Genomic DNA, 11,746 nt, shown 5'->3' with positions numbered 1-11,746 from the left:
ATAATTACCGCAGGCGATGTATTTGCAGTTCCATTATCAAGACAAGAACCACTTTACGGTTATATTCGAGCATATCAAGACCCCGACATAGCAATTCTCCCTATAATCTCTAGAGAGATATTATCAGACACTGCAAATTTTGCCGATCTAACCTCCTGCCAGGATGTCCTGACCATACGAAAGCCCATGGAGAGCGGCGAGTGGCCGAAGGTCGTAAGCATTCCATTTCCAGACGAAGAGTCATCATGGCCACCCCCTAGGAAACAGGTATCGGAAATCAGACCCGACATTCGTCTAGTGGTATCAAAGGGACAGTTCATTCCGGCTAATATTTTTGGAGCATTCGACGAACTTCCGCCTCTCGTAAAGCTTAAATGTTCGGCGCCCTGGGGGCGGCGCGCCATGCCACGCGCATGACGTTTTTGTCTCAGAGCGCCATGGACCGCGGCCTGGCCGAGGAGCTGAACCTGCGCAGCCTGATTGGTGTGGCCCATGGCTGCAGGCGCGTGCGCAAGGCCGACATGGTCCACAACACCTTGCAGCCGGTCATCGAGGTCGATGCGCAAACCTACCAGGTGCGTGCCGATGGCGAGCTGCTGGTCTGCGAACCGGCCCGCGAACTGCCGCTGGCCCAGCGTTACTTTCTGTTCTGAAGGAGCACAGATGATAGTCCTGAATCGTCGGATTACCGCGCTTGGCGCGCTTCCCGAAACCGTCACCGGCACCGTCACCCTGGATGTGGACAGCCGCATCAAGAGCCGTTTGCGGGTGACCCTGGACGATGGCCGTGACGCCGGGCTTATGCTCGCGCGCGGCCACTTGCTGCGCGGCGGTGAACTGTTGGCCGATGCCGACGGCGGCCAGGTCATCCGGGTGCTGGCCGCGCCCGAGACGGTCTCGACGGTGCGTTGCGCCGACCCGCACTTGCTTGCGCGCGCGGCCTACCACCTGGGCAATCGCCATGTACCCCTGCAGATCGAGCCCGGCCTGTTGCGCTACCAGCACGACTATGTGCTCGACGACATGCTGCGTGGCCTGGGCCTGACGGTGGTCACCGAGCAGGCACCGTTTGAACCCGAGGCCGGCGCCTACCAGAGCGCACCGCATAGCCACAGCCATGGCCACGACCACCCGTTCGTGCGCCTGCCTGCCCATTCCTGAACTGCCCTGGAGCAACCGATGAAAAAGACTTTCGCCCTGTTTCTGCTGATGCTGGCCCTGCCGGCCTTCGCCCACCCGGGCCACGACAACAACCCCTTGCAGGATGGTCTGTTGCACCCGCTGACCGGCCTCGATCATCTGCTGATGCTGCTGGGCACCGGCGTGCTCGCCGCGCTGACCCGACGCAACCTGGCGTTGCCCTTGGCAACCCTGGCCGCCATGTTCGCGGGCGCGGTGTGCGGCCATCTGTTTGGCGATGTGCTGGGCATGGAGGCAATGATCAGCGTGTCGTTGCTGGTGGCTGCAGGCGCCCTGTTGCTGCCCAGCCGCCAGCTGTTGCTGGCGCTGGCCATGCCGGTGTTCGCCTTGTTCCACGGTTGGGCGCATGGTGTAGAGGCCACGCCCAGCGCGTTCTGGCAGTTCAGTGCAGGCTTTGTGGCGGTCAGTGGCCTGCTGCTGGCGGCCGGGTTCGCGGTCGGTTGCCTGTTGCGCCGCCACAGCGGCCTGCAAAAAGCCTTTGGTGGTGGCCTGCTGGCCGGCGCCGCACTGGTACTGGCCGGTTGATGGACAGCGACCTGGCGCTGCTGCGCCTGCTGCAACTGGCCAGCCCAGGTTTGCCGGTGGGTGGGTTCACCTACTCGCAAGGCCTTGAGTGGGCGGTCGAAGCGGGCTGGGTACGAGATATCGGCAGCTTCAGCGCCTGGCAACGCGAGCAACTGCACGACACCCTGGGCTGCATCGACTGGCCCGTGCTGGCGCGCCTGTATCAGGCCTGTCTGGGCGCAGATGCCGATGCATTCAGCCACTGGAGCCGCTTTCTGCTGGCCAACCGCGAAACCGCCGAGCTGCGCCTGGAAGAACAGCAACGCGGTTCGGCGCTGGCGCGCCTGCTCGATGGCTGGCAACTGGGGCAGGCTCCGGCCTGGCGGGCCAGCCTTGAACTCACACAACTGGGCGGCATGGCCTGGCTTGGCGCGCACTGGTCGATCCCGCTGCGCCAGTTGGCGTTGGGCCTTGGTTTTGCCTGGCTGGAGGGCGCGGTCATGGCCGGGGTCAAGCTGGTGCCGTTCGGCCAGCAGGCGGCGCAAACCTTGCTCCGCGACCTTGGCCAAGCGCTGCCTGCTGTGCTCGACCATGCCCTGGCCCTGAGCGATGACCAGCTCGGTGGCGGCCTGCCGTTGTTGGCAATCGCTTCATCGCGTCATGAAACTCAATACACCCGTTTGTTCCGCTCCTGAGGACTGCCTTCATGCAAAGCTATCAACAACCCCTGCGCGTCGGTGTCGGCGGCCCGGTCGGCTCTGGCAAGACCGCGCTGCTCGAAGCCCTGTGCAAGGCCATGCGCGATCATTACCAGATCGCCGTAGTGACCAACGATATCTACACCAAGGAAGACCAGCGCATCCTCACCGAAGCCGGCGCCCTTGAGCCCGAGCGCATTGTTGGCGTGGAAACCGGCGGTTGCCCGCACACGGCGATACGCGAAGATGCCTCGATGAACCTGGCGGCGGTGGAAGCCCTGGCGCGCAAGTTCGGTAACCTTGAAGTGATCTTCGTGGAGAGCGGTGGCGACAACCTAAGTGCCACGTTCAGCCCGGAGCTGGCTGACCTGACCATCTACGTGATCGATGTTGCCGAGGGTGAAAAGATTCCGCGCAAGGGCGGGCCTGGCATAACCAAGTCCGACTTTCTGGTGATCAACAAGACTGACCTCGCGCCGTATGTCGGCGCTTCGCTGGAAGTGATGGAGCGCGATACCCAGCGCATGCGCCCGCAGCGGCCCTGGACCTTCAGTAACCTCAAGAAGGGTGAGGGCTTGCAGGCGGTGATCGATTTCATCATCGAACGCGGCATGCTTGGCGTGCGGGGCTGAAAATACAGGGGGCCGCTTTGCGGCCCCAACATTCAATCGTGACAGCAATGCGCCGTGCCAGGCTGCCCTTCATAGCGATCATGGTGCCGCACCCAGTCCATGGTCCCGGCTTCATTGCGCCCCAATGGCGCGATGTCGAGAAAGTTGTAGGTATTGACCAGAATGTCCAACCCACGGGCATAGGTCGAGTAGGTGTGGTAAACGCTGCCGTCATCGTCCCGATAAAACGCGCTCAGCCCTGGCAGCTCGCTTTCACTGCCGGCGTAGGGCTCATAGTTGTACTGCCGAGGGCCTTCGCTGCCAACGCTGACCCCAAAGTCTGCGTTGAAGCCGCTGCCCGCCGACGAGTACCAGGGAAACTGCCAGCCCATGCGTTGGCGAAACGCCTGGAATTCAGCGTAGGGCGCCCGCGACACGGCCACCAGTGACACGTCGTGATGCGCCAGGTGCAGGTTGGCGCCGTCAAAATGGTCGGCCAGGAACGAGCAGCCTGGGCAGCCTTCATCCCAACCCTCGACAAACATGAAGTGATAGAGCAGCAACTGGCTGCGGCCGGCGAACAGCTGAGCCAGGCTCAGCTCGCCCGCGGGGCCCTGGAAGCGATAGGGTTGTTCGACCTTGACCCAGGGCAGGGCGCGACGGGCTGCGGCCAACGCGTCGCGTTGATGGGTGAAGGCTTTTTCGTGCAGCCACAGTTGCCGCCGTGCGGCCAGCCACTGGCTGCGGGATACCACCTCATGCCTGTTTTCATGCGTGCTCATGGCGCTGACTCCGCGAAAGGGTTTCAGCACTAGTCGAGCAGCGCTCGGCCGGATCGACAGGCAGCGATGGCCGAGCGATGAACGGTGGGCTTGCCGTCAGCCCGAATGCGCGATATGCCCTTCGGCCAGTTCGTCCTGCACGTTGTCTTCCCCGGGCAATGCGGTAATCACGCTGAAGTCACTGACCTCGACCGCACCGCCGCCATAGCCCAGCAAATGGAAGGAAAACGCCTTGCGCTCGGTCGGGTTGTCGAAGCCGAACTCCATTTCCAGCGGCTGGTCCGCCGTCACCCGAATCTCTTCGGGCAGCCCCAATGGCACGTCCTGTTCCAGTTGCTTGGCCTTGAGCTTGATGTAAGCCACACGTCGCGGGTCCAGTGAACGCACCTTGACCCGTACACGGGTATGCGAGCCCTCGGGCATCTCCAGGTACTGGGCACCGATCAGGTTGTCGGCCCAGTCATCGTGAATGCGTTTGCGCAGCTGGATTGGCGAAGGGCCGCCGAACTGGTAGCGCAGGTTGAGCGGCGTTTGCAGCAGCGACTGGTCGAGTACCCCGGCCAGGCTGACGATCTGCTGGCCGAGCATGTTGTCACCAGGGCCGAGGTAGCGCGCCTGGTCGGCGATGAAGCCTTCACTGGCATAGCGCCGGCAACGCTGCTGGAAGTCGCACTCGGTGAACACCCCCTGGCCGTTGTGGTAGCGCAGCATGCCGTTGGTGTAGGAGATCATTTCGCGGCCCGTGTCGTAGTCGCGGTACAGCGAGCGCCCGCCCAGCGCGACCGGGATCGGCAAGGCGAAGTAGTCGAGCAGAGAGGTGGTCAGGTCGATATGGCCATAGGTGCCACGCTTGATGTGCGGCAGTTGCGCTTGCTCCGGTGCCAGGGTGAGGTTGAAGCCCCAGGACGACGCCAGGCGCACACCATCGATGCCGTGGGACTCGTCGGAGGTCACCACCACCAAGGTGTCCTTGAGCACACCCTGGCGTTCGAGGTTGTCGAGAAACGCGCCGATCGCGTCGTCCAGGTAGGCGACCGCAGCCTGCTTGGGCGTGTCGTAGCGCTCAAGGTAGTCGGCCGGTGCCGAATAGGGCTGGTGGGTGCCGACGGTGAGCAAGGTCAGCATCCAGGGTTTGTCCTGTTTTCGAAGCTGGCCGACGTAGTCCAGGGCGCCTTCGAAGAAGGCACGGTCGTCCTTGCCCCACGGGAAGTCCAGATAGTTCTTGTTGCGGAACCATTCCAGGCCATGCACCGAGTCAAAGCCGATGTGCGGCATGATGCGGTCCTTGGCCATGAAGCGCAGGCCGGCACCTTGCAGGTAGTGGGTGGTGAACCCGGCCTGGCGCAATTGCGCCGGCAGGCAGGCCTGGTTGCGTTCGTTCTGGGTCAGCAGTTCGACACCCTTGGGGGTGCCGTTGGCCAGTTTGTCGTAGTCACCACAAAGCATCGCGTACAGGCCACGGATGGTCTGGTGGGTATGCAACACGTAGTCCGGGGTGTTCATGCCGCGCTCGGCCCAGCGGCTGAGCTTTGGCATCAGGTCTTCGTCGAAACGGCTGTGCAGTGCCTGGCGGTTGGGGCGAATGTAGGCCCCGGGGATGCCTTCGACGGTGATCACCAGCAGGTTGCGGGCGCTGCCCGCCGCCTTGAGCAGCTTCTGGCCATGCAGGTCGGACTGGGTCAGGCCGCTGCTGGCCAACGGCGTGATCACCTGTTCGTGGCCCATCCAGCCCTGCACCTGGCGTTGCAGGTTACCGACGCCAGCAGACAGCAGCTGATGGGAGAGGTTGTACTGCCGCCATTGGTCGGCGTCGGAGGGCAGCAGGTGCTGGCTGCCCCAGTGCGCACCAAACAGCAGCAGCGGGGCTGCCCAGGCCTTGCGCGGCAGGGCAGGGGCAGGTTGGCTGCGGCTGCCCCAGACACTGAGCAGCCAGGCCAGCAGGCCGACCGCCAGCACCCCCGGCAACCAGCCGTGGGCGAGGCCGCCACCGGTGGAATTCTCCATGAATTGTGGGTCGGCGAGGTAACCGAGGTCGGCGCTGGTGGGCAACCTGCCCACCGCGCTCACCAACTCGGCCGAAGCCACCCAGAGTGCGGCCCAGGCCAGCAACACCGGTAAGGCCAGCCACCACGGCCGGCGATGCAGCAGCAAGACCAGCAGGCTGCCGAGGGCGAGGTCGGACAGATAGCCGAGCGGGTTGGACCAACCCAGCATGGCGCGCGTACCCAGTGGGATCACCAGCACCAGGCCCGCCAAAGCGACGAGCCGGGTGCGTGGGTGGTCGAACAGGTTCTTCACAGAAAACTTCCCTTTAGCCATTAAATCGTCATACATCTGTGCTGAATGATAACAGGCTGGGCCAGGGAAGGCGGGCCACTACAAGGCTGGTAACCAAAAGCGGGCGAGCTTGCGCAGGCCCGGCTGGTGGGTACAGGTCAGAAGTAGTAAGGGAATTTGAGGCTGAAGGAGAAGTCTGGGGCATCGTCGGTCAGGCCAATGGAAAGGTTGGGGACGATGGTCAGGTTGTCACTGGCCGCAAAGGTCATGCCGATGTTGAAGTTGGCCGCGTTGTAGTCACTGTTGCTGATCGACTGCCAGTCGCCGCCATCAGGCTTGATCTTGCTCTTGCGGGCAAACTGGTCAGAGAAGGAGAACGACATGCTCATCTTCTCGTTCAAGGCAAAGGCGATACCAGCGCCGATCTGCCAGGAGTCACCGAGCTTCACGTCCCCCGGCACCTTGCTGTTGACCTGGGGGCTGATGTCGCTGAACGAGTCCTCCATGTTGTAGGTGTAGGACAAGCTGCCGAAAAGCACGGCGGGGTCGAAGGTCTTGACCAGCGAGATGCCCGGCGTGATCGCCCAGACGCCGTTGCCCGTGGGCAGGCTTTCCGGTACCGACAAGTTGTCGTTGCCTGGCACCTCGCGCAGCTTGATGCCGTAGGGGTCCTTGCCGGTTGGCGCCTTGATTCGCAGTGTCGCCACCGCGTCGGGCCAGTTTTCTGATTCGTCCATGAACTTGTAGGCAACGCCCACGTTGATGTCGCCGATTTCCGGGTCGCGGGTCACAGTTTCGTCGCTGGTAACCGGCGCCGCGCCGCCTGCACCGCCTGACGAGTAGGTCGATTCGCGGTAGACCACTGGGACGTTGATGTCGAACTGCCAGCGCTGCGCCAGGTTATAGCGGGCGGTCATGTCCAGGGTCCAGTTGTCGGCCTTGATACGGTCGAGGTTGATGTTGCCGAGGAAAATCGAATCCAGTGCCAGAAAACCATTGAGCACCAGTGCGCGGGTGTCGTAATGGGTGTAGGTAACGCCGGTTTCGAAGCTGAACTTGCCGCCACCAAAGAAGCCGCTGGCCTCGTCGTACAGGTTGGACACACTCTGTGCGGGCTCGGCGTCTTCCTTGAGTGATTGGCCATAGGAGCTGCCGGTGGTGCCCGGCGCCCCTGCAGCGACGGTCTGGCCACCTTTGACCGTTTCGGCCGGGGAGCGGGTCAGGCGTTTGGGGGGCGGCGCCGCAGGCGCTTCCTCGACCTGGCGAACGCGCTGTTCAAGCACCATCAACGCTTGCTGCTGTGCTTCGTAGCGCTGTTTCAACGCCATCAGTTCTTGTTTCAGCGCTTCGACCTGTGGGTCTGCTGCTGCATAAAGGGAGGTGGCCGGGGCCAAGGTAGCCAAACAGACAAAAGCTCTGAACGTTAACGATCGGTGCATGGATTTGCCGTCCCTTCCGACTACTTTTGATGAGACTGAGCGTAGATCAGTATCCGAGAGTGCGAAGACCTTTGAGCTGGTCGAGGCTACCGTTCAGTGAAGCGGCGGTGGGTACGTTCTCGCGCATGACGACATTGAGCGACGTGAGGTTGCTGACCTGGTTGCCGTTGCCGAGCAACGTCGAGTTCTGCATCAGGCCACCTTGGGCCAGGCGCTGCACACTAGTGCCCTGGTTGTTGGCGGCATTGATGTTGAGTTGCACACCCACGCCGGTCGAGGAAACGCTCAATGCCCCCGCACCGTTTTCGCCGACCAAGGTCGAGCCGGCGGCCAGGGCGTGGCCCTGCGGCTGCGCCACGGGCGCCTGGTTGGCCTTGGTGACGTTGATGTCGACGTTGTTGTAGGCGGTGTTGTTGTCGCCCGCTGCGCGCACGACCTGGGTCACGCCTTCGGTGGTGTTGAGCCCGCCACCGCCGGTGACGGTGCCGGTGCCGGCGGCGCTGCTGGCGCTGCTGGCGCTTTGCGAGTGCGCCGCGCCGGTGCCTTTTTCGTCAATCATCGACACGTAGAACTGCGGCTTGATGGTGTTTTGCTGCACTTGCAGGGTGGACGATGCGCCGATCACGTCGCCCTTGGCATTTTGCCAAGTGCTGGTCATGACAATGCCAAAGCTGACGATCCGCCCCGGCATCACATAACGACCGCGCAGGTTGGCCAGTTCCTGGTCCTTCAGCTCGATGGGCTTGAACGTCTCGGCATGGGTCGGCAGGCTGGCGGCGAGGCATGCCACGACTAGCCAGAGTGGAGTCTTCATTGATTGCTCCCGGAGCGTCATGCTCCCTTATCGTTAGAAGAGTCGTTAGAAGAAGTCGCTTTTGATGAAGCCGAAGTCCATCAGCTCTGCGTCCTGCACCGGGGCGAAGTTGTTGACGCGGCCCTTGGCGGTCAGTGGCAGAGGCGGGTCGAGCAAGACATTGTTCTTGTCATAGCCCTGGCCGATCACGGCGAAGATGATGCCGTTCCAGCCTTTGACGAAGTCGTCGACCTTGAAGCGCTTGTGTCCCAGTACCGGGTCGCCGATGTACACCCAGCCCTTGTCGACCTTTTGCATGACCACGAAGTGCTTGTAGCCTCGGATGTCCATCAGGACCACGACCGGGATACGTATGCTGGTCAGGGTTTCGGGTGCCACCCGGTAACCGCGGGCGCGCATGCCCAGGCTTTCCACGTAGCGTTTCATGTCCAGCATCGAGAAGCCCTGGGTACGCACCAGGTCCTGGTCCGCGTGCGCCAGCATGCCTTCGATGATGTGTTGTTCGTCCACGTCCAGCCAGTAGGCCTGGCGCAAGATGGTCGCCAGCGCGGCGGCGCCACAGCTGAAGTCGGTTTTCTGTTGCACCAGGTCGGCGAACTTGCGCTCGCGAATGCTCTGGATCGGCTTGAATACCACCGCGCCGCCCGGCAGCACGGACAGTGGCATTTGTGCAGCTTCGCTCACGCTGGCCAGGCACAGCAGCAACGCCAGGGCAATAATGCGCATGATCGGATGCCTTCTTGTTCTGTTGAAGAAAGGCCCCCCGAGGGGGGCCTTGCGTGCACAGCCGTCAGAACGAGGTGTTGGAGATGGCCAGCGAGTTGCTTTGCTGGTTGCCCACACCTGCGGCCACGTTGACGCCGAGGTTGCCGCTGCCACCATTCACCGAACCGCTCAGGGTTGCAGTGTTGGTCACAGGGTTAGCCCAGCCAGTTGGGGTCAGCACCTGGAACGAGACGGTATTGCTCAGGTCGTACGAGCTGCTTTCGCTGTAGGCCTTGGCCACGTCGTTCGAGGTTTCCTTGGTTTTTTCGCCGGATTTTTCATACGCAGACTCCGAAGCGTTTGCGTAGGAAGAATCGTGGGCCTTCTCATACGAACGGTCGCGCGACTTCTCGTACGAAGAGTCGCGAGACTTGTCGTACGAAGAGCTGCTGGTTTTGTCGTAGGAAGAGTCGAACGCTTTCTCGAACGAGGAGTCGTAGGCGCTTTCATGCGACTTGTCGATCGAGGCATCGACCGACGCATTGAGCGAACCATCGAAGCTGTCGGTACGCGTACGTTCACGACGGCCATCGTCGGTGGTCACGGTGCGAGTGGCATCGGCGGCGGCAGCAAGGGTAGCGTTCAGGCTGGCACTGCTGGACGAGCTAGCACTGCCGCTGTTGGACCCGCTCGCATTCCAGCCAACGGAGCCGCTGGCATTCGAGTTGTTGGACCCGCTTGCACTGGAGCTATTGGAGCCGCTGGCGTTCGAGCTGCTCGAGCCACTGGAGTTCCAGCCACTGGAGCCGCTGGAGCTTGCGCTTTGGGCGCCCGCCACACTGAAGCTTGAGGACGAGCTTCGGTCATCGCTCGAAGTGAACGTACCGTCGCGCGAGCTCGAACCGCTGGCTGACGTGGTGAAGCTCAGCGTATCGACACGGTAGGTGCGGTCGGCGCTGTTGTTCACGGTCAGGCCAGGGCCGTTCTGGTCGGCAGAAGCGGTGGCGGTGGCATTACCCAATGGCGCATTGGTGTTGGCGATCGCCATGGTGTTTTTCTGTTGGTTGAGGTCGCCGCCCGCAATGTTGACGCCGACGTTGCCGGAGGCGCCATCACCCGATCCGCTCATCACTGCGGAGTTTTGGGTAGACCAGTTGTCGACACGGTTGTTGTCGCTGTGCTGACGGACGTCGGCAGTGGCTTCGGCGGTGCCGAACACGAAGCTGTTATCCAGACTCGAGTCGGACGCTGCGTTGGCGATGGCAGCGGCGTTGTCTTGCTGGTTGCCGTTACCGGCTGCCACGTTGACCCCGACGTTGCCGCTGGCGCCGGTGGCCGAGCTGCTCATTTCGGCTTCGTTGATGGTGCCTTGGTTAGTGACTCTGTTGTCGGTGCTGCTCTGGCTATCGAGGGCATTGGCGGTGGCGTACACAGGGATCCTCGTAGGAGGGGGAGTGTGTTGCCCGTTGTTATGGTGACCATTGTGGTGCCCGCCACGCCGGTCGTTCTGATCAGCTTGTACAGCAACAGCCATGACCGCAGCAATTGCGAAAACCAGAGGCTTGATTGCCATCGAGGGTTTCATGGTGATTCTCCGTACTTTATTTAGGTTAAGTGTTGTTCTTAACTGATTGGGTCAATCCGCGACCCGTATGCTCAGGGTGTTGGCCATTCGGTTTCCCACCCCGGCACTCTGATTCACCTGAATCACCCCACGGCTACCGGTGAATGCCTGGTCACTGGTGGTGACCTGGCGATGGCCGGATGCGGCGTCAGTTGGATCGGAGTTGTTGAGCAGCGCCACGTTCTGTTGCATGAGGACGCTGTCGTCGATGCTTTGCGGTTGAGTACTGAGGCTGATGCGCAGTGCGTTGGCTTGCTGGGTGCCGGCCCCGGCGCTCTGGTTGACCCCCAGCGCGCCGCTGCCTTGGCTGAAAGCATCGCCCTGGATGCTTGAGCTGGCATCCATGGCGCGGTCGACAGGGCTGCCGAGCCTTTGCCTTATCTGGGTGGTGGCGCTGGCCTCGTGCCCCACAGCGATGGCGCGGGCGTTGGCCTGCTGCTGCAGGTCGCCGGCCGCCTGGTTGACCGTGAGGTTGCCCTGGTATTGGCTGCCCGAGCTGTCGATGCTGGCGTTGTTGATCACAGGGGACTGAGCGAAGGCTGGCGCACTGCAGAGCGTGGCCAGAAGCAGCAGCGTAGGCCTCATCTCATTTGCCTCCGGTCAAGATTTGCAGCGGGGCCAGGCCGCGCTGGACGCTTGAATTGACCATGTTCGAGATGCCGTTGCCGGAACCTGAGCCACGTCCCCCGGCGAGGTTGGGCAGTTGTGTCTGGTTGGTAAGATTGCCGCCCAGGTTGTTGGTCTGTTGATTGACCAGGGCACTGATGCCAGCACCGCTGCTGATGCTGGCGAAGTCACCGTCGCTCAGTTCGTGGGTCTGTCTGAGGATCTGCGCGGAGGGGTTGGCATTGACGGTGGTCGGGGTGGGGTCGGGAATCATCGGCGGGATGACTGCGTTGCGCGTCTGCACATCGCGGGTAATGGTGATGATCCCGTTTTCGGCCTGGGCGGGCTGGGTCAACCCTGACCCCGCAATGCAAGCGATTAGCAGGAGGCGATGGACGCCTTTATCAAGTATCCCCACGACGGCAATTCCTTCTTTGGCGTGCTGGTCCGATTCAGCGATGCAAAGAAGAGAGCAGAAGCTGTGCC

At 62.2% G+C, this 11,746-nt stretch carries 13 protein-coding genes and 1 pseudogene; 6 read left to right on the top strand and 8 right to left on the bottom strand.

Annotated features, from left to right (window positions below; genetic code table 11):
- The 6 genes and pseudogenes from NP534_RS09370 to ureG form a co-directional block, all read left to right on the top strand.
- Positions 1-417, top strand: a 417-nt coding sequence (locus tag NP534_RS09370) for a hypothetical protein (RefSeq protein ID WP_274098550.1), incomplete at its 5' end; no start/stop codon positions are given.
- A pseudogene (ureC, locus tag NP534_RS09365) lies at positions 375-653 on the top strand (urease subunit alpha); the annotation flags it as partial. The gene NP534_RS09370 and the pseudogene ureC, both read left to right, overlap by 43 nt.
- Before the next feature lie 10 nt (positions 654-663).
- Positions 664-1,161 (top strand): urease accessory protein UreE, encoded by a 498-nt coding sequence (gene ureE / locus NP534_RS09360; RefSeq protein ID WP_033698363.1) that lies wholly within the window; start codon positions 664-666, stop codon positions 1,159-1,161.
- Positions 1,162-1,179: 18 nt separating this feature from the next.
- Positions 1,180-1,725: a HupE/UreJ family protein gene (locus NP534_RS09355; RefSeq protein WP_033698361.1), complete on the top strand. Its 546-nt coding sequence runs from the start codon at positions 1,180-1,182 to the stop codon at positions 1,723-1,725.
- Positions 1,725-2,399, top strand: a complete 675-nt coding sequence (locus tag NP534_RS09350) for an urease accessory protein UreF (RefSeq protein ID WP_274098549.1) — start codon at positions 1,725-1,727, stop codon at positions 2,397-2,399. Before NP534_RS09355 ends, NP534_RS09350 begins: the two co-directional genes overlap by 1 nt.
- Positions 2,400-2,410: 11 nt before the next feature.
- Positions 2,411-3,034: an urease accessory protein UreG gene (gene ureG, locus NP534_RS09345; RefSeq protein ID WP_033698357.1), complete on the top strand. Its 624-nt coding sequence runs from the start codon at positions 2,411-2,413 to the stop codon at positions 3,032-3,034.
- 32 nt (positions 3,035-3,066) lie between these two features.
- Here the strand turns inward: ureG and NP534_RS09340 are convergent, their stop codons facing one another.
- The 8 genes from NP534_RS09340 to NP534_RS09305 all read right to left on the bottom strand — a co-directional run bounded on the left by NP534_RS09340 (position 3,067) and on the right by NP534_RS09305 (position 11,678).
- Positions 3,067-3,795: a DUF899 domain-containing protein gene (locus tag NP534_RS09340; protein ID WP_274098548.1), complete on the bottom strand. Its 729-nt coding sequence runs from the start codon at positions 3,793-3,795 to the stop codon at positions 3,067-3,069.
- 96 nt (positions 3,796-3,891) lie between these two features.
- The gene (locus NP534_RS09335) at positions 3,892-6,093 is read right to left on the bottom strand and encodes an LTA synthase family protein (protein WP_274098547.1); all 2,202 of its coding nucleotides are present in this window, start codon (positions 6,091-6,093) and stop codon (positions 3,892-3,894) included.
- Positions 6,094-6,230: 137 nt separating this feature from the next.
- Positions 6,231-7,511: a hypothetical protein gene (locus tag NP534_RS09330; RefSeq protein WP_033698353.1), complete on the bottom strand. Its 1,281-nt coding sequence runs from the start codon at positions 7,509-7,511 to the stop codon at positions 6,231-6,233.
- A 46-nt stretch (positions 7,512-7,557) separates the two neighbouring features.
- A complete protein-coding gene (locus tag NP534_RS09325; RefSeq protein ID WP_274098546.1) occupies positions 7,558-8,325 on the bottom strand; it encodes a hypothetical protein in 768 nt (255 codons plus the stop codon).
- Between the two features lie 45 nt (positions 8,326-8,370).
- Positions 8,371-9,051 carry a C39 family peptidase gene (locus NP534_RS09320; RefSeq protein ID WP_033698351.1) on the bottom strand — a complete coding sequence of 227 codons (681 nt, stop codon included), beginning with the start codon at positions 9,049-9,051 and terminating at the stop codon, positions 8,371-8,373.
- A 64-nt stretch (positions 9,052-9,115) separates the two neighbouring features.
- Entirely contained in the window at positions 9,116-10,615 is a 1,500-nt protein-coding gene (locus NP534_RS09315; RefSeq protein ID WP_274098545.1) for a heme utilization protein, read from the bottom strand.
- A gap of 51 nt (positions 10,616-10,666) precedes the next feature.
- Positions 10,667-11,239, bottom strand: coding sequence for a hypothetical protein (locus tag NP534_RS09310; protein ID WP_033698348.1), 573 nt, complete (start codon positions 11,237-11,239; stop codon positions 10,667-10,669).
- Position 11,240: 1 nt separating this feature from the next.
- Complete coding sequence (locus NP534_RS09305) at positions 11,241-11,678, bottom strand: hypothetical protein (RefSeq protein ID WP_274098544.1); 438 nt, start codon at positions 11,676-11,678, stop codon at positions 11,241-11,243.
- Between the last annotated feature and the right edge of the window lie 68 nt (positions 11,679-11,746).

The organism is Pseudomonas sp. 39004, assembly GCF_028682155.1.
GTDB classification, from domain to species: Bacteria; Pseudomonadota; Gammaproteobacteria; order Pseudomonadales; family Pseudomonadaceae; genus Aquipseudomonas; species Aquipseudomonas capeferrum.
The sequence above is the reverse complement of the archived record's forward strand: the minus strand, read 5'-3'. Positions and strand labels throughout refer to the sequence as shown.